Here is a 16,651-nt window from a genome sequence, read left to right on the forward strand (position 1 = left end):
CAGTTGATCTTCAGTGAACACACAATTTGTGTACAGCACAGATCCAATGTGGGAGCTAGCCTGCTAGCGATGGGGCCAGCAGAGACACCCCATCAGCCGGGGGTAAGACACTCCGGCCCATTCAACTTCGGATCATTCACCAGATTCGCCAACACCCGCTCGCGCAACGCTGCGGGCTCACTGGCGAGCAACGCCTGCAAGGCATGCAATGGCGTTTCGGGATTGAGCCAGGCCTCTTGCCCCGCCGCGTCGAGAATCAACGGCCGACGCTGACTCGCGGCTGGTTGGGTGATCACGGCCGTGCTCAGCCACACCTGCTCCTGCACCGGATACGCTTCCCAGATTGCCGCGAAAAATAAAGTAGAGCCCTCCCCCGGCGTTAGCCAATACGGCCGCTTGCGGGTGGTGCCGCGCCATTCGTAAAAACCGTTGGCCGGCAGGAGGCAACGGCGCTCGCGCAAAGCCTGGCGAAACATCGGTTGTTCAGCGACGGTTTCGGCCCGGGCATGGGCCGGGGTGCGGGAAAGGTCAGTCAGCCACGGCGGCGTCAAACCCCAACGCGCTCGGGCCAACTCACGCTGGCCGTCGACACCGGCACGCAGCATCAGCACCGAATCGTTGGGGGAAATATTCCACTGGGCCTGCTGATCGGCGGGGAAGCCAGGCAGGGCCGCGAAGGCGGGGTTCCAGCGAAACAGGGCATAACGTCCACACATGGGGCAACACGACTCTCAATAAAACGAACGCCAGCCTAACAGACCAGCGTGCCGGGAAAACTGTCCGGCTCATCACAGGGCAGTGGCAGCGCGGCATTGTACGCGGTGATCAGCTCCCGGGCGTATTCGGCCTGGTCGTTGTCCACCGACAAACCCAGCAGGCCATAAATCGGCAATTCACCGGCCCCGCCGATCAAATCGCGGCCCGCCAGATGCGCCTCGATGCCCTCGCTGGCCAGCATGCCTTGCAGCAACTCCCCTTCCATCAGGTTTTCCGGCTCGTAGATTCGCTGCATAGACGCCCCTTACTCGTTTTCACTGAACACTTCGAGATGCCATTCCTCTCCTTCCACCTGCAACACAAACGTTATCGGCCGACAGCACACCTGACAGTCCTCGATATAGGTCTGATCGCCACCGGACAGGTCCACCGCCGTCTCAACCTCCTCACCACAATACGGACATTCATACAGCGCAGTTTCCAGCATCGCGGTCTCCCAGGTGACTTGTGCGTATAATCGCCGGTCTATTTGCAGGGCTATTTTTGTCTGGCTAACTTTTCAGACCGTGCCCCGTTGGTTTTCGATCAAAACCTTTACTTACCCTAGCCGTTTCTAACAAGAGAGCATGATGGGCGAATTCGATGCCATCCGACCTTACGACGACAGCGAAGTCCCAGCGGTGCTGGACCGACTGCTCGGCGACAAGGCGTTTCTAGATATCCTCATCCACTTCCGCTTCCCGCGCTTTGCCGGTGCTTTCGGCTGGGCGCTCAAACCTCTTATAGCTCATCGGCTGCGCCGTGAGTTCGCCGGCGTCACGTCGGTGGCCACGCTGCAGGATAAAGTCGAGATGTATGTCGACCACACCATCGAGCGAGCCACGGACGGTGTAACGTACACCGGCGTCGAGCAGTTCAAGTCCGGCAGCGCCTACCTGTTCATCGCCAACCACCGCGACATCGTGATGGACCCGGCCTTCGTCAACTACGCCGTGTACCACGCCGGCCTGCCGACCCCGCGCATCGCGATCGGCGACAACTTGCTGCAAAAGCCTTTCGTCAGCGATCTGATGCGCCTGAACAAGAGCTTCATCGTGCACCGCTCGATCACCGGGCGTCGCGAGAAAATGGCGGCGTACCAGCTGCTGTCGGCCTACATCAACCACTCGATCCGCAACGATTGCGCCTCCATCTGGATCGCCCAGGCCGAAGGCCGGGCCAAGGACGGCGACGACCGCACCGAGTCGGCGATCCTGAAAATGTTCCACATGAGCCGCAAGGACGAGCCGTTCGGCGAAGTCATCCGCTCGCTGAACGTGAGTCCGGTGTCGATCAGCTACGAATACGACCCGTGCGACCAGGCCAAGGCCCGCGAGCTGTTCATCCGCGCCACCACCGGCAGCTACACCAAAGTGCCGGGCGAAGACGACGTCAGCATCGCCAAGGGCATCACCGGCTACAAGGGCCGGGTGCACGTTAACTTCGCTGCGCCGATCACCGAACTGTTCGACGATACCAAGCAATTGGCGATCGAAATGGACCGGCAGATCCTCGGCGGCTACCGGTTGTTCCCGGTGCACTACCTGGCTTACGCGCAGTGGAAAGACGCCGATCCGCAACTGCAGGTGCCGAAGGCTGCCGAGGTGTTTGCGGCGGACGAACTGGCCAAGGCCCAGGAAGAATGGCAACGTCGCCTGGAGGCTTGTCCCGAGGAGCATCGTCCGTATCTGGTGCTGCAATATGCGACACCGGTGCGGAATCAGTACCGGGTCAAGGCTGGCTTACCGCTGTAATTGCCCGGATACAACAACGGCGCCCTGTGGCGAGGGGATTTATCCCCGTTGGGCTGCGCAGCAGCCCCAACACCTGCAATCACAGTTTTCAGACAGACCGTGGGCGCCGATTTACGACTGCTGCGCAGCCGAACGGGGATAAATCCCCTCGCCACAGAGTCCCCTCAACACGGCAGTCTCTTCACCACAGCAGCTCCCTCACCACAGGGGTCTGCGCAAGAGATTCAGAACCGGGTGCTGATCCACGACACCAGCAGCGCCAGCCCCAGGCAGGCGAAACCGAAGCGGTAGAAGAACCGGTTCATGCGCAAGGTCGCCCAATCCAGGGTGGGCTCTTCGTTCGGGCGGCTCTGGCGCTGGGCGACAAGGCTCGCCATGGCGCGTTGTTCACGGCGGCGAGTGGCATGCAGCAGCCAACCGCCCGGGAACGCCAACAGCAGCGCAAGCAGGTTGATCAACTTAGCGGGATGGTGGGTGAACAGCGAAATCAAATGCAACGACATCACGGACCTCGGCAGAACAGGTGTGGCAAACGCCGAACCGACGATCGCGGCGCGGATTCTACCGAAAGCCCGCCCACCTGCGCCGCCTTTCCGACAAATAACGAAGCATCTGACCAAATGCTGCCCTGTGTCACGGCGCCGTCATCTGTATAGGCCAGTCTGGCGGCCCTCGAAACCGACACGGAAACCGTCATGCTGCACGCCGAAAACCAGGACCGCCTCTACCTCATCGCCCAGAGCGACGAACAACAAACCCTAGTAGGAAGCCTCGCCTTTAACGTTCAGGACCGCCACTGGCTGGTTTATTGCGCGTTGGGTGGGCATCAACATGCGGATTTGCCGGAGACGGATTTGCTGACGGGCGTGAGTGTGCTGGATTTTTATTCGCAAGCTGCCTGATCACCGATGATCCCTTGTGGGAGCGAGCCTGCTCGCGATGGGGATTTAAGGTTCAACATCAAGTTGCCTGACACTCCGTCATCGCGAGCAGGCTCGCTCCCACAATTGTTCGATGTATGCCTGAGTAGTCAGCAGCCATGAAAAAGCCCGGGGCCATTGCTGGCACCGGGCTTTTTTGCATCTCGCGAACGTTATTCGCTGAGAATCTGACCAATCGTCGGGTCCTTGAACAGACGCGTCAACGCATCGCTCAATACATCACTGACCAGCTTGGTGTTGGTTTCCTGATTCGGCGCCATACCAAAACGCTGATCCAGGGACGCACCGTAACGACCGCTGTAGCGACGGTTGGCGTTCTGCACATCAGAGCGGAACGTCGCGCCAATAGTCGCCTCGGTCACGTACATGCCTTCTTTGGGCGACTGATACTTCAGTTCGGCCAGCGTCACCGTCAACTGCGGAGCATTCAGCGCATTCGACGTCGGGGTAAAGCCCAGCAACCGCACGGCCGCCTCGGCCTGAGCCTGCAACTTCGGCAGAATCTGCGCGCCCTGCACGGTGATCGCGCTGGTCTCAGGGTACAGGCCTCCACGAGTGCCCAGGGTCGGCGACGGACGACCGTCCACCACACGCACCACCACCGGCTGACCACGGCCGACCGGCGCCAGCTGAGTCGTCAGCTTGGGTTCAGGGTTCAGTTGTTGCGGGCTGTGGGCGCAGCCGACGAGGGTCAAACTGGTCACAGTGATCAAACCGAACAACAGGCGTTGCAACATGCTCTTCTCTCCAGAATCAGGCACAAACAGGCCCGCAGTATAGCGGTGGGCCACTGCGGGTAACTAGCACCTCACAGTGAATACTGAAATGTCTGACAAACCCGTGGGAAACCGGTTCCTGTCACAGATCTGTCATCGCCCATACACTTGCACGTCACGGCTTGCTGGCAACCTTCACTACAGGTCACCCACAAGGTACTTCGCCATGCGTTATCTCATCTCGCTGTTCGCACCACGCCCGCTGCACCGCAGCTTTGCCCTGCTCGACCGCAACGGTCACTGCCAGGCGTTCAAGCAGTGCAGCCTCCAGCCGATGGGCGATGGCTGGGTCGAAATCGAAGAAATCCGCCTCAACTGGCTGCACCATCCGCTGCCGCCTAGCGCCCGTGTCAGCCAGCGTCGGCCACGTGCACGGGTGCAACATCTGTTGACCACCTGACCAGACGCCTAATAAAAGTCATTAAACACGTCCATTTCCCCGCGTTTCTTAGATACAATCTCCCCCCGATTATAAGGACGTCTCCTGATCGGGCCTCGCAGCATCGTCAATGCTTCGGTATTGGCACCCCGCACCGCCCACAGAGAGCCGCCCACACAGATCGAGTGAAGCTGGCGCGCTTGCTGTTCCTTGAGCAAAACCCCCACTTTTCGCGAATCTGCAGAGCTGTCATTACGCTCGGTCACTGAGCTGTTTGCCCGTTTTGCCTGTCATGCACCCCATGGCGGCAATCCATCCGGGCACGGTGCCAGGCTGGGGCAGCCCTTTTTTGAGGTTCACGTCTTCAAAAGAGCGTGAAAAAAACGGGTTTTCACAACTTCACAAGAGTGTGGCGAGCAAATGAATAGTTTTGCGTCTGAATATGCACCATTAGCGTCTGGAACAGCCCAACGACACAGGACCGAGTATTCCTCGAACACCGGCGCCTGAAGCCTGTCCGCTACGGATTTGGTTGCACAAACGGATGTCTCGACCATAAGTCGAATTGCCAGTCGCGCGTTGAAATGAGTTCATAGACCTCATTGACCCGGCCGGTAGCGTCCGTCGAAGTTGCGATAAATTGCGAAGATTCGGACATGGCGATACTGCCATGAGTACCAGGGGCATCACTGACTCGCCCCGGAACGCCTGGCAGCCATGCCGACAATTTGGTGCTGCAGATTTTGGAGACGCGTTAAATGGCGCATAACGAAGCAGTCGACGTAGTACTGGTTGGGGCCGGCATCATGAGTGCCACCCTTGCCGTACTGCTCAAAGAGCTCGACCCCGCGATCAAGCTGGAAGTCGTCGAGCTGATGGATTCCGGTGCCGCGGAGAGTTCGAACCCGTGGAACAACGCCGGTACCGGTCACGCCGGGCTGTGTGAGCTCAATTACACGCCGCAGGCCGCCGACGGCACCGTCGACATCAAGAAAGCCGTGCACATCAACACTCAGTTTGAAGTGTCGAAGCAGTTCTGGTCGTACCTGACCAAAAAAGTCACCTTCGGTTCGTGCAAGTCTTTTATCAGCCCAGTGCCACACCTGAGCTTCGTGCAAGGTGAAAGCGGTGTGTCCTTCCTCAAGGAACGCTTCAAGGTGCTGAGCAAGCACCACGCTTTCTCCGACATGGAATACACCGAAGACAAGGCAAAAATGGCGGAGTGGATGCCATTGATGATGCCCGGTCGTCCGGCTGACGAAGTCGTCTCCGCCACCCGTGTGATGAACGGCACCGACGTCAACTTCGGCGCACTTACCAACCAATTGCTCAAGCACCTGACCAGCGCACCCGATGCCCAGGTCAAGTACTGCAAGCGCGTGACCGGCCTGAAGCGCAACAACGGTGGCTGGACCGTCAGCATCAAGGACGTCAACAGCGGCAACTCCCGTGAAGTCGATGCGAAGTTCGTCTTCCTCGGCGCGGGCGGTGCGGCATTGCCGTTGCTGCAAGCCTCGGGCATCGAAGAAAGCAAAGGCTTCGGCGGCTTCCCGATCAGCGGCCAGTGGCTGCGTTGCGATAACCCGGAAGTGGTCAAGCACCACCAGGCCAAGGTGTATAGCCAGGCCGCCGTGGGCTCGCCACCGATGTCCGTGCCGCACCTGGACACCCGCGTGGTCGATGGCAAGAAGTCCCTGCTGTTCGGGCCTTACGCCGGTTTCACCACCAAGTTCCTCAAGCATGGCTCCTTCATGGACCTGCCGATGTCGGTTCGCGCCGGCAACATCGGCCCGATGCTGGCCGTGGCGAAAAACAACATGGACCTGACCAAGTACCTGGTCAGCGAAGTGATGCAGTCGATGGAGCAGCGCCTGGAATCCCTGCGTCGTTTCTACCCGGAAGCGAAAGCCGAAGACTGGCGCCTGGAAGTGGCCGGCCAACGGGTGCAGATCATCAAGAAAGACCCGAAAAAGGGCGGCGTTCTGCAGTTCGGTACCGAACTGGTCGCGGCCAAGGACGGTTCCCTGGCCGCCCTGCTCGGCGCCTCCCCAGGCGCTTCGGTGACTGTTTCGATCATGCTTGAGCTGATCGAAAAATGCTTCCCGAACAAGGCGTCCGGTGAATGGGCTGCCAAACTGGCGGAAATCTTCCCGGCCCGGGAAAAGGTTCTGGAAACCGACGCTGCGCTGTATCGCAAGATCAATGCGCACAACAACGTCGCACTGGAACTTGTTGAAGCCAGTAACGAGACCGAAAGCTACGCTTGATTCGGCCGCATAAAAAACGCCCCGTTCTCAGTGAGAGCGGGGCGTTTTTTTATGGGCCTGAAATCATATTGCTGGCTGACTTTATTCTGTGGCGAGGGGATTTATCCCCGTTGGGCTGCGAAGCGGCCCCAAAAACTGCTTGCATGGTGTGTCTGGCAAACAGCATTCAAAAGATTTGCGACTGCTGCGCAGCCCAACGGGGATAAATCCCCTCGCCACAGATTCCGGTGTATCCGGGATCAGCCGCGCGCCTTGGCGATCAACTCGATGTACTCGGCCGCATTGCGCTGGTCCTTGATCAGGGCAACGAAGTCATTGCCCTGCTCATCCTTGCCATCCAGGTCCAGGCCAGCTTCAACGAAGAACGTCAGAAAACGCTCGAAGTCATCGATGCGCAGGCCACGGTAGGCCTTGATCAGTTTGTGCAGGGACGGCGAAGTGGCGTCGACCGGTTCGAAATCGAGAAACAACTTGATCTGCTCATCGCCGATCTCGTCACCAATCACTTGTTTCTTATCTTTACGCATTGCCGACTCCAGCTCGCAGACATTTCACGGGGCGGGCAGTTTACCCCTGCCCGGGCAAAAGGCTCAACGCGGACGAACAGCCCCGGTGTGCAGATCTGCCCAGACATGGCCGTTGGCGTAGCTGAGGAACTGGCAATACACCGTGTCATTACGCAACAAATCGATCACCACCCGGTACTGCGCCATCGGGTAAAACAGCGTCAGGGTTTTGCTTTTTTCGTCGTAGATCGGCTTTTTCAGGCTTTTACTTTCGCCGTCGAAATTGACCAGCACCTGGTTGATGGTCGCTCCCTTGTTCAAGGACTTGCCCTTGAGGCGGATCAGCAAGGGGGAAGTCACAGGAATCGGCTGCTGATTGGACTGACGCTGGCTGCCGACCACCACCGAATACTCGGTGACCTGCAACAGTTGCTGCTGTTCAGGTTCAGCGTCACGCAGGGTCAGGTCATCCGGCGGCAGAAACTGCGCGTGCATCGGCGCCGGGGCGGCCGCCAGAGGCAGGCTTAGGGTCAGCAACAGGGCGGCGCAGCTGCGGATCAAAAGGCTCATGACGGGCTCCGAAGGCGAGGCCAAGCACTCTAGCATGAGGATCAACCGCGCGAATTGGCGATATAGGTCAATACTTCGCAGTACGAGGCTGGCGATGCTGGACGAGCTTTCAGCCGTCGTTCAACAGTTCATCGTCTTCTAGGGAGTGTTCATGACGTTCTCCGTCCCCCCGTTGTTCGCGGCCTGGCGTCAGACCTGGCGCGCCGGCTACACCCTCAGGCGCTTACGCGGCGACATCAGTGCCGGGGTAACGGTAGGGATTATCGCCATCCCGTTGGCCATGGCCCTGGCGATTGCCGTAGGTGTACCGCCCCAGCAAGGGTTGTATACGGTACTGATCGCCGCGCCCCTGATCGCCCTGACAGGCGGGTCGCGTTTCAATGTCAGTGGGCCGACCGCCGCGTTCGTAGTCATTCTGCTGCCCATCACCCAACAATATGGCCTGGGCGGCCTGCTGCTTTGCACCATGCTTGCCGGCGTCATCCTCATTGCCCTGGGGCTGATTCGAGCCGGGCGGTTGATTCAGTACATTCCGTACCCGGTCACCCTGGGCTTTACCGCCGGGATCGGCATTGTCATTGCCACCCTGCAATTGAAGGATTTGCTGGGCCTGAACACCGCCGGCCAGGCAGAACACTACATCGAACAGCTGGGCGTTTTGATTCTGGCATTGCCCAGCGCCCGGCTAGGGGACGGGATCATCGGCCTCACCTGCCTGGCCGTTCTGATTGTCTGGCCACGGTGGGTGCCGAGGATTCCGGGGCATCTGGTAGCGCTTACCATCGGCGCGTTCCTGGGGTTGGCGCTGGAGCACGGTGGGCTGGCGGTGGCGACATTGGGTGAGCGTTTCAGCTACATGGTCGAGGGCGTCAGCCATCCCGGCATTCCGCCGTTTCTGCCAAGCTTTGATTGGCCGTGGAATCTGCCCGGTCCCGACGGCCAACCTCTGCACCTGTCGTATGACTTGATCCGTCAATTAATGGCGCCGGCGTTCGCCATCGCCATGCTCGGCGCCATCGAATCCTTGCTGTGTGCGGTGGTGGCGGATGGCATGACCGGCAGCAAACACGATCCCAACGCAGAACTGCTGGGCCAGGGCCTGGGCAACCTGATCGCACCGTTGTTCGGCGGCATTACCGCCACGGCGGCCATTGCCCGAAGTGCCACCAACGTGCGCAGCGGAGCCTTTTCGCCACTGGCCGCCATTATTCATAGCGCAGTGGTGCTGATGGCAATACTCGTCCTCGCACCGCTTTTCAGCTACTTGCCGATGGCTGCACTGGCAGCATTGCTGATCATGGTGGCGTGGAACATGAGCGAGGCCCGGCACGTGCTGCATACCTTGCGCATCGCACCTCGCAGCGATGTGCTGGTCTTGCTGACCTGCCTGAGCCTGACGGTATTGTTCGACATGGTGATGGCCGTCGCCGTCGGCCTGCTGCTGGCCGCCGGGTTGTTTATCAAACGCATGAGCGATCTCACCGACACCGCTGAACTACCCCGCGCCTTCCATCAAGCCTTGCAGGACATGCCGGAACATGTTCGTTGCTATGCGATACGCGGGCCGCTGTTCTTCGGCGCAGCTGAAAAAGCCTTGGGAGTGCTACGCAAATTCAGTCCGGAGGTCAAAGTGGTGATCGTCGAGATGAGCGCCGTGCCGATGCTGGACATGACGGCGCTGGCGGCCTTCGACAATATCCTGAGGGATTACCGCACGGACGGCATCGGCCTGATTCTGGTGGCGACTACTCCAAGGGTGCGCCTGAAGCTCAGGCGCGCGGGCATCCATCGGGAACAGCGTCAGTTGGCCTACGTGAACAACCTGGAACAGGCTCGTCGCAAAAGCGAACGCTGGCTGGCCGGGGAAAATTGAGCGCACGGCTCAATCAAACTGCGCGCGCATCCACGCCTGATACTCGGCCACACCCGGCTCGCCTTCACGTGGCGCCCACGGAGCAAGCTCACCCTCACCGACCGGGCGATAAGGCCCGGCTTTGCACTCGAACATCACGCTGTCGGCTTCCAGCACGACCAAGCCATGGAACACGCCGGGAGGAAGATCGACACCCACCGATTCGCCACCGGCCTGCAGAACCCGCGTGTGGATCACGCCTCCGGATTCATCAAAAATCAACAGACCGAGAAGCCCCCGCAGCACCAGCAGCGTTTCCGCCTTGTCATCGCTCAGATGCCGATGAGGAGGAATGTAGGTACTCGGCTGCAAACCCACGGCCATGCGATGGCACGGCTCTTCCATCTGATGGAAGTTGTGATGCTGACGCCCGCGAGGATTCGCCGCCGCTTTCTCGGCCAATTCGGTGAACAGGGTTTGATCAAGAAAGCTGGGCACGGTCATGTTCTTACATTCCTTTAACAGCAAAAATCCCGTTGGCGTTCCGCCAGTAGCCTTTGTAGTCCATGCCGTAACCGAAGATGTAGCGGTCGATACACGGCAGGCCGACGAAATCGGCTTTCAGGTCCGGGCGAGCCTTGCGGTCGTGGTCCTTGTCGATCAGCACAGCGGTGTGCACTTTGCGCGCGCCGGCGTGTTTGCAGAAGTCGATGATCGCGCCCAGGGTGTGACCTTCGTCGAGGATGTCGTCAATGATCAGCACGTCACGGTCGATGAACGAGACTTCCGGCTTGGCTTTCCAGAACAGGTCGCCGCCGCTGGTTTCGTTGCGATAACGGGTGGCGTGCAGGTAGGACGCTTCCAGCGGGAATTGCAGATGGGTGAGCAGCTTGCCGGCGAAAATCAGACCGCCGTTCATCACGCAGAACACCACCGGGTTAGTGTCAGCCAGTTGTTCGTTGATGTGTGCACCGACGCGGGCGATGGCCGCCTCGACTTCAGCTTCGGTGTACAGGCAGTCAGCCTCTCGCATGATTTGACGGATATGCTCGAGATCAGCGGACATGGCGCTCTCCAGGGGGTGGCAGGATTCGGGAAAAGCGGGCAAAGGTACGCATCCCGCACGGCCAGATCAAGCGTTTGTGGACTAACGTACTCTATGTCTATAGGACAACACCCTCGGATAGATTAATCTAGGCCGGTTTTTTTGCCCGCCGCCGGAGCCTTTCCCATGCCCATCCTCGAGATCCGCCATCCGCTGATCCGTCACAAACTCGGCCTTATGCGCCGCGCCGACATCAGCACGAAGAATTTCCGTGAGCTCGCTCAGGAAGTCGGTGCGTTGCTGACCTATGAAGCTACCAAAGACCTGCCGCTGGAAACCTACGACATCGAAGGCTGGTGCGGCACCGTGTCGGTGGAGAAAATCGCCGGCAAGAAGATCACCGTGGTGCCGATCCTGCGCGCCGGTATCGGCATGCTCGAAGGCGTGCTGAGCTTGATCCCGGGCGCCAAAGTCAGCGCCGTCGGCGTGGCCCGCAACGAACAAACCCTGCAGGCTCACACCTACCTGGAAAAACTGGTTCCGGAAATCAACGAGCGCCTGGCAATGATCATCGACCCGATGCTCGCCACCGGCAGCTCCATGGTCGCGACCATCGACCTGCTGAAAAAGGCCGGTTGCCGCGATATCCGCGCCATGGTGCTGGTTGCCGCGCCGGAAGGCATTGCCGCTGTAGGCAAAGCGCACCCGGACGTGATGATCTACACCGCCTCCATTGACGAAAAACTCAACGAACACGGTTACATCATCCCAGGCCTGGGCGATGCCGGTGACAAGATCTTCGGTACCAAGCAGAAGGACGCTTGAGCATGCAGCAAGAGTTCAACGATCCGCTCTGGCGCACGGTACTGTCTGGCGCACAGATGCTGTTCGTGGCCTTCGGCGCCCTGGTGTTGATGCCGCTGATTACCGGCCTCGACCCGAACGTGGCGCTGTTTACCGCAGGTCTGGGAACGATCCTGTTCCAGATCGTCACCGGGCGTCAGGTGCCGGTGTTCCTCGCGTCGAGCTTTGCCTTCATCACCCCGATCATTCTCGCCAAGGGCCAGTTCGGCCTCGCGGCGACCATGGGCGGCGTGATGGCGGCGGGCTTCGTCTACACCTTCCTCGGCCTTGCCGTGAAGATCAAAGGTACTGGGTTTATCGACCGTCTACTGCCACCGGTGGTGATTGGTCCGGTGATCATCTCCATCGGCCTGGCCATGGCGCCGATTGCCGCCAACATGGCGATGGGCAAGGCTGGTGACGGCACCGAGCTGATTCATTACCAGACCGCCATGCTGATCTCGATGCCGGCGCTGCTCACCACCCTGATCGTCGCGGTGTTCGGTAAAGGCATCTTCCGCCTGGTGCCAATCATTTCCGGCGTGCTGGTCGGGTTTGCCATGGCGTTCTATTTCGGCGTCGTTGATACCGCGAAGATTGCCGCCGCACCGTGGTTTGCGATTCCGCAATTCACCGCGCCGGAGTTCAACTGGCAGGCGATTCTGTTCATCGTTCCGGTAGCGCTGGCGCCGGCCATCGAGCATATCGGCGGGGTGATTGCCGTCGGCAGCGTGACCGGTCGCGACTACCTGAAGAAGCCCGGCCTGCACCGCACCCTGCTCGGCGATGGCATTGCCACCACTGCGGCCGGTCTGTTCGGCGGCCCGCCCAACACCACCTACGCCGAAGTGACGGGCGCGGTGATGCTGACCAAGAACTACAACCCGAAAATCATGACCTGGGCGGCGATCTTTGCCATCAGCCTGGCGTTCGTCGGCAAGTTCGGCGCGTTGCTGCAAAGCATTCCGGTGCCGGTGATGGGCGGGATTCTGTGCCTGTTGTTTGGATCGATTGCCGCGGTAGGGATGAACACGCTGATTCGCCACAAGATCGACCTGGGTGAAGCGCGCAATCTGGTGATTGTGTCGGTGACGCTGGTGTTCGGGATTGGCGGTGTGCTGGTCGGCACTGGCACCGGCCCCGACGACTTCGGCCTCAAAGGCATCGCGTTGTGCGCGGTCGTGGCGATCGGGCTGAATCTGCTGCTGCCGGGCAATGACAGCTGGAAGCACAAGAAGGCGGATGAGCCGTTGCTCTAAAGGTTGACGCGACACCCGTGGCGAGGGAGCTTGTCGGATCGCCGCACCGTCCCGCTTGAGTGCGCAGCACTCACAAAATCTTCGTCGACTGCGAGAGTTTTGGGGCCGCTTCGCGACCCAGCGGGAGTAAGCTCCCTCGCCACAGTTCGTGTTCTTACAACGCCAACGGCGCTCGTTCACACAAGGCACTCAACGCCCGCGCCCACTGCGGATCATCGTTGAGGCACGGCACCAGCACCAACTCCTCTCCCCCCGCCTCGCGGAACAATTCGTTGCCGCGATCACCGATTTCCTCAAGCGTCTCGATGCAATCGGCCACGAACGCCGGGCACATGACCAGGACTTTCTTCACGCCCATCCCCGCCAATTCATCCAGGCGCGCCTCAGTGTAGGGTTCGATCCATTTCGCCCGGCCCAGGCGCGACTGAAACGACACCGACCATGTGCCGTCCGGCAGGTCCAGCCGTTTAGCAAACTCGGAGGCAGTGCGCAGGCATTGGGCTCGGTAACAGGTCGCCAATACTTCTGGCGAAGCGTTCAGGCAGCAATTATCGCCTTTGAAACAATGGTGACCGGTAGGGTCGATCTTGGTCAGATGCCGCTCCGGCAAACCGTGGAAACTCAGCAGCAGGTGATCGTAATCCTGCTGCAAATAAGGCTTGGCGCTGGCCACCAACGCATCAAGGTATTCCGGCTGATCGTAGAACGGCTGGAGAATCGAGAACTGCACATCGAGCTGCTTCTCGCGCACTACCCGCTTGGCTTCCTCGATCACGGTGGTCACGGTGCTGTCGGCGAACTGTGGATAAAGCGGCGCGAGGGTGATTCTTTTGTGGCCCTGGGCCGCCAGCTCAACCAGTTTCGACTCAATCGACGGCTCGCCGTAACGCATTGCCAGCTCAACCGGCCCGTGGGTCCATTGGGCAGTCATTGCCTGTTGCAGACGACGGCTGAGCACCACCAGCGGTGAGCCCTCCTTCCACCAGATTGACGCGTAGGCGTGGGCCGATTGCTCTGGACGCTTGATCAGGATCAGCGACACCAGCAAGCGTCGCACCGGCCATGGCAGGTCGATCACATACGGGTCCATCAGAAATTGATTGAGGTAGCTGCGCACATCCGCCACCGAGGTGGAGGCAGGTGAACCCAGGTTAACCAGAAGCAATGCGTGATCGGTCATTCAACGTCCTATTTCAAAGGCGGCTGGACAGGTCGTCCAGGGCCGCGCGCAAATCAGTGAACTGGAAAGTGAAACCCGCTTCCAGCAAGCGCACCGGTACGGCCTTCTGACCACCCAGCAACAGCAGGGACAACTCGCCCAGGCACACTTTCAGGGCCAGGGCCGGCATCGGCATGAACGCCGGGCGGTGCAGCACGCTGCCCAATGTCTTGGCGAACTCGCTGTTGCGCACCGGTTTAGGCGCGCAGGCATTATAGGGACCGCTGGCGTCGTTGCGATGCAGAAGAAAATCAATCAAGGCGATTTGATCGTTGATATGAATCCACGGCATCCACTGCCGACCACTGCCCAGAGGCCCGCCCAGTCCCAGTTTGAACGGCAGCAACAGCCGCGACAAAAAGCCGCCCTCGGCGGACAACACCAAACCGGTTCGAATCAGCACCACTCGAATACCCAAGGCCTCGGCGCGCTGAGCGGTTTCTTCCCAGGCAATGCATAACTGACTGGCGAAATCATCGATGGACGGCGGAGAGGCTTCCGTCAACTCCCGCTCACCACTGTCGCCATACCAGCCAATGGCGGAACCCGAGATCAATACCTGCGGTTTCTGCTCGCGGGTCTCGAGCCAGGCCAGCAAGGTTTCGGTCAGGGTGATGCGACTGCTCCAGAGCAAGGCTTTGCGCCGGGACGTCCATGGCCGGTCGGCAATGGGTGCGCCCGCCAGGTTGATAATCGCGTCTACCGGTTCTTGCCCGAGGTCTTCGAACAACGCGACGCCGCGAACCTGGGCGCCGCAGATTTTTGCGACTTTTTCGGGCGTGCGACTCAAGACGGTCAGGCGATGTCCCTGGCTCAACCAGTGTCGGCAGAGTTGACGTCCTATCAAACCAGTACCGCCGGTCAGCAATATGTGCATGACTTCTTCCTCGCGTGGCGTTTTACCCTGATCACTAGTCTATTTTTATAAGCAGGGATCTTTGATATCGGGCAGTGTCTGTGTTTAACAATAGGCCAAGCTGTCAGATCGAGAACGCTAAAAGTTATACCGAAAAACAATATTGTACAGGTTTAAACCACGGCGTAGTCTGTACAGAAAGGTAAACGAGGCCCCTATGACTGTACCTATCGCAATCATCGGCACCGGCATCGCCGGGCTCTCAGCCGCGCAAGCCCTGACAGATACAGGGCATGTCGTTCAACTTTTCGATAAAAGCCGCGGCAGTGGCGGACGCATGTCGAGCAAGCGCAGTGATGCGGGAGCTCTGGACATGGGTGCCCAGTATTTCACTGCCCGCGACCGGCGCTTCGTCACCGAGGTCCAGCGTTGGCAATCCAACGGATGGGTCGCCGAATGGGCGCCGCAGCTCTACACCTTTCACGGCGGCCAGCTCAATCTGTCACCGGACGAACAGACGCGCTGGGTCGGCACGCCCCGCATGAGCGCCATCACGCGCGGCCTGCTCGGCGATCTGGAAGTGCATTTCGCCTGCCGGATCACCGAGGTGTATCGCGGTGAAGAACACTGGCATCTGCAAGACGCCGAAGGCTTCACCCATGGTCCGTTCAGTCATGTGGTGATCGCCACACCGGCGCCTCAAGCCACTGCACTGCTGGCCTCCGCGCCGAAACTCGCCGGGGCCGCCGCCGGGGTAAAAATGGAGCCGACCTGGGCCGTAGCGCTGGCGTTCGATACACCGCTGGATACGCCCATGGAAGGTTGCTTCGTGCAGGACAGCCCGCTCGACTGGCTCGCGCGCAACCGCAGCAAACCCGGACGCGACAACACCCTCGACACCTGGGTGCTGCATGCGACCAGCGCCTGGAGCCGGCAACATATCGACCTGCCCAAGGAAGCGGTGATCGAGCAACTGCATGGCGCATTTGCCGAGCTGCTGCACAGCGCCATGCCCGCTCCGACCTTCAGCCTGGCGCACCGCTGGCTCTACGCGCGTCCCGCCAGCAGTCACGAATGGGGCGCCCTGGCCGATGCCGATCTGGGCCTGTATGTGTGTGGCGACTGGTGCTTGTCCGGGCGTGTAGAAGGCGCTTGGCTCAGTGGTCAGGAAGCTGCGCGGCGGTTGCATGAGCACTTGCAGTGAATCGCATTAATCCGAGTAAATTGCTGCTGTCGAAATGGACAGCAGCCCACCCGCAAAACCGCGAAAAACATTTTCTGGTGACCGCGCTGTTCCGCGATGAGGAAGGTATGGTGCTGGACATTGAGTTGCAGGCGGTGCTGACCCAGCGCAGTGAGCGTCTCGCATGGCAGACTTTGAAAGATAGCGACGGCTGGATCCTGGGCTGGAAGTAGATCCAGTGTGGGAGCGGGCTTGCTCGCGAATGCGGTGTGCCAGCCTCCCATGTCTCTTCTGATACACCGCATTCGCGAGCAAGCCCGCTCCCACATGAGCATTGCACCCCTCTCTAAAATACTTATACAAATAATTTGACTTGTACACCTTTGAATCTATGATGAAGACAAAGTTGTACAGAGTTCCCACTCTGTACAAGTCTGGATTCGAG

20 protein-coding genes are annotated in these 16,651 nt (G+C 59.7%); 9 read left to right on the forward strand and 11 right to left on the reverse strand.

Features of this window, described 5'->3' with window-relative positions; translation table 11 throughout:
- Positions 1 to 92 precede the first annotated feature (92 nt).
- Genes ACA060_RS24055 through ACA060_RS24065 form a run of 3 tightly spaced genes read right to left on the reverse strand, consistent with a single transcriptional unit; the run spans position 93 to position 1,204 of the window.
- Positions 93 to 716 carry an SOS response-associated peptidase gene (locus ACA060_RS24055; protein ID WP_046048287.1) on the reverse strand — a complete coding sequence of 208 codons (624 nt, stop codon included), beginning with the start codon at positions 714 to 716 and terminating at the stop codon, positions 93 to 95.
- Between the two features lie 35 nt (positions 717 to 751).
- Complete coding sequence (locus ACA060_RS24060) at positions 752 to 1,012, reverse strand: putative signal transducing protein (protein ID WP_497313647.1); 261 nt, start codon at positions 1,010 to 1,012, stop codon at positions 752 to 754.
- Between the two features lie 9 nt (positions 1,013 to 1,021).
- A complete protein-coding gene (locus ACA060_RS24065; protein WP_109634758.1) occupies positions 1,022 to 1,204 on the reverse strand; it encodes a CPXCG motif-containing cysteine-rich protein in 183 nt (60 codons plus the stop codon).
- A 139-nt stretch (positions 1,205 to 1,343) separates the two neighbouring features.
- Between ACA060_RS24065 and ACA060_RS24070 the strand changes: the two genes are divergently transcribed.
- Positions 1,344 to 2,510: a 1-acyl-sn-glycerol-3-phosphate acyltransferase gene (locus tag ACA060_RS24070; protein ID WP_109634759.1), complete on the forward strand. Its 1,167-nt coding sequence runs from the start codon at positions 1,344 to 1,346 to the stop codon at positions 2,508 to 2,510.
- A 224-nt stretch (positions 2,511 to 2,734) separates the two neighbouring features.
- On the opposite strand, the gene ACA060_RS24075 is transcribed toward ACA060_RS24070, so the two are convergent.
- A complete protein-coding gene (locus ACA060_RS24075; RefSeq protein ID WP_497313649.1) occupies positions 2,735 to 3,013 on the reverse strand; it encodes a hypothetical protein in 279 nt (92 codons plus the stop codon).
- Positions 3,014 to 3,205: 192 nt separating this feature from the next.
- On the opposite strand from ACA060_RS24075, the gene ACA060_RS24080 reads away from it, so the two are divergent.
- On the forward strand, positions 3,206 to 3,412 hold the full coding sequence (locus tag ACA060_RS24080; protein WP_018929592.1) for a hypothetical protein: 207 nt from the start codon (positions 3,206 to 3,208) through the stop codon (positions 3,410 to 3,412).
- A 191-nt stretch (positions 3,413 to 3,603) separates the two neighbouring features.
- Here ACA060_RS24080 and ACA060_RS24085 read toward each other — a convergent pair whose 3' ends face one another.
- Positions 3,604 to 4,188, reverse strand: a complete 585-nt coding sequence (locus tag ACA060_RS24085) for a YajG family lipoprotein (protein WP_109634763.1) — start codon at positions 4,186 to 4,188, stop codon at positions 3,604 to 3,606.
- A gap of 205 nt (positions 4,189 to 4,393) precedes the next feature.
- Here ACA060_RS24085 and ACA060_RS24090 point away from each other — a divergent pair, with 205 nt between their 5' ends.
- The gene (locus tag ACA060_RS24090; RefSeq protein WP_010458219.1) at positions 4,394 to 4,627 is read left to right on the forward strand and encodes a hypothetical protein; all 234 of its coding nucleotides are present in this window, start codon (positions 4,394 to 4,396) and stop codon (positions 4,625 to 4,627) included.
- A gap of 737 nt (positions 4,628 to 5,364) precedes the next feature.
- Entirely contained in the window at positions 5,365 to 6,873 is a 1,509-nt protein-coding gene (gene mqo, locus ACA060_RS24095; protein WP_497313652.1) for a malate dehydrogenase (quinone), read from the forward strand.
- Positions 6,874 to 7,112: 239 nt separating this feature from the next.
- On the opposite strand, the gene ACA060_RS24100 is transcribed toward mqo, so the two are convergent.
- Together ACA060_RS24100 and ACA060_RS24105 are read right to left on the reverse strand one after the other, a co-directional pair.
- Positions 7,113 to 7,400, reverse strand: coding sequence for a PA4642 family protein (locus tag ACA060_RS24100; RefSeq protein ID WP_497313654.1), 288 nt, complete (start codon positions 7,398 to 7,400; stop codon positions 7,113 to 7,115).
- A 63-nt stretch (positions 7,401 to 7,463) separates the two neighbouring features.
- The gene (locus ACA060_RS24105) at positions 7,464 to 7,949 is read right to left on the reverse strand and encodes a hypothetical protein (protein WP_109634767.1); all 486 of its coding nucleotides are present in this window, start codon (positions 7,947 to 7,949) and stop codon (positions 7,464 to 7,466) included.
- A gap of 151 nt (positions 7,950 to 8,100) precedes the next feature.
- On the opposite strand from ACA060_RS24105, the gene dauA reads away from it, so the two are divergent.
- Positions 8,101 to 9,822, forward strand: a complete 1,722-nt coding sequence (gene dauA, locus ACA060_RS24110; RefSeq protein WP_497313656.1) for a C4-dicarboxylic acid transporter DauA — start codon at positions 8,101 to 8,103, stop codon at positions 9,820 to 9,822.
- A gap of 9 nt (positions 9,823 to 9,831) precedes the next feature.
- Here dauA and ACA060_RS24115 read toward each other — a convergent pair whose 3' ends face one another.
- Both ACA060_RS24115 and ACA060_RS24120 read right to left on the reverse strand, forming a co-directional pair.
- On the reverse strand, positions 9,832 to 10,305 hold the full coding sequence (locus tag ACA060_RS24115) for a WbuC family cupin fold metalloprotein (protein WP_497313658.1): 474 nt from the start codon (positions 10,303 to 10,305) through the stop codon (positions 9,832 to 9,834).
- 4 nt (positions 10,306 to 10,309) lie between these two features.
- Positions 10,310 to 10,867: a hypoxanthine-guanine phosphoribosyltransferase gene (locus ACA060_RS24120; protein ID WP_109634772.1), complete on the reverse strand. Its 558-nt coding sequence runs from the start codon at positions 10,865 to 10,867 to the stop codon at positions 10,310 to 10,312.
- Positions 10,868 to 11,032: 165 nt separating this feature from the next.
- Between ACA060_RS24120 and upp the strand changes: the two genes are divergently transcribed.
- Together upp and ACA060_RS24130 are read left to right on the forward strand one after the other, a co-directional pair.
- On the forward strand, positions 11,033 to 11,671 hold the full coding sequence (gene upp, locus ACA060_RS24125; protein ID WP_010458234.1) for a uracil phosphoribosyltransferase: 639 nt from the start codon (positions 11,033 to 11,035) through the stop codon (positions 11,669 to 11,671).
- A gap of 2 nt (positions 11,672 to 11,673) precedes the next feature.
- Positions 11,674 to 12,948, forward strand: coding sequence for a uracil-xanthine permease family protein (locus ACA060_RS24130; protein WP_109634774.1), 1,275 nt, complete (start codon positions 11,674 to 11,676; stop codon positions 12,946 to 12,948).
- 154 nt (positions 12,949 to 13,102) lie between these two features.
- Here ACA060_RS24130 and hemH read toward each other — a convergent pair whose 3' ends face one another.
- Together hemH and ACA060_RS24140 are read right to left on the reverse strand one after the other, a co-directional pair.
- Positions 13,103 to 14,128 carry a ferrochelatase gene (hemH, locus tag ACA060_RS24135; protein WP_497313660.1) on the reverse strand — a complete coding sequence of 342 codons (1,026 nt, stop codon included), beginning with the start codon at positions 14,126 to 14,128 and terminating at the stop codon, positions 13,103 to 13,105.
- Positions 14,129 to 14,141: 13 nt separating this feature from the next.
- Positions 14,142 to 15,044, reverse strand: a complete 903-nt coding sequence (locus tag ACA060_RS24140) for a TIGR01777 family oxidoreductase (RefSeq protein WP_497313661.1) — start codon at positions 15,042 to 15,044, stop codon at positions 14,142 to 14,144.
- A gap of 196 nt (positions 15,045 to 15,240) precedes the next feature.
- Here ACA060_RS24140 and ACA060_RS24145 point away from each other — a divergent pair, with 196 nt between their 5' ends.
- Together ACA060_RS24145 and ACA060_RS24150 are read left to right on the forward strand one after the other, a co-directional pair.
- Positions 15,241 to 16,227 (forward strand): NAD(P)/FAD-dependent oxidoreductase, encoded by a 987-nt coding sequence (locus ACA060_RS24145; protein ID WP_109634779.1) that lies wholly within the window; start codon positions 15,241 to 15,243, stop codon positions 16,225 to 16,227.
- A complete protein-coding gene (locus ACA060_RS24150) occupies positions 16,224 to 16,439 on the forward strand; it encodes a TIGR02450 family Trp-rich protein (protein ID WP_497313663.1) in 216 nt (71 codons plus the stop codon). Before ACA060_RS24145 ends, ACA060_RS24150 begins: the two co-directional genes overlap by 4 nt.
- Positions 16,440 to 16,651 lie beyond the last annotated feature (212 nt).

The sequence above is a fragment of the Pseudomonas sp. LBUM1671 genome, assembly GCF_059695685.1.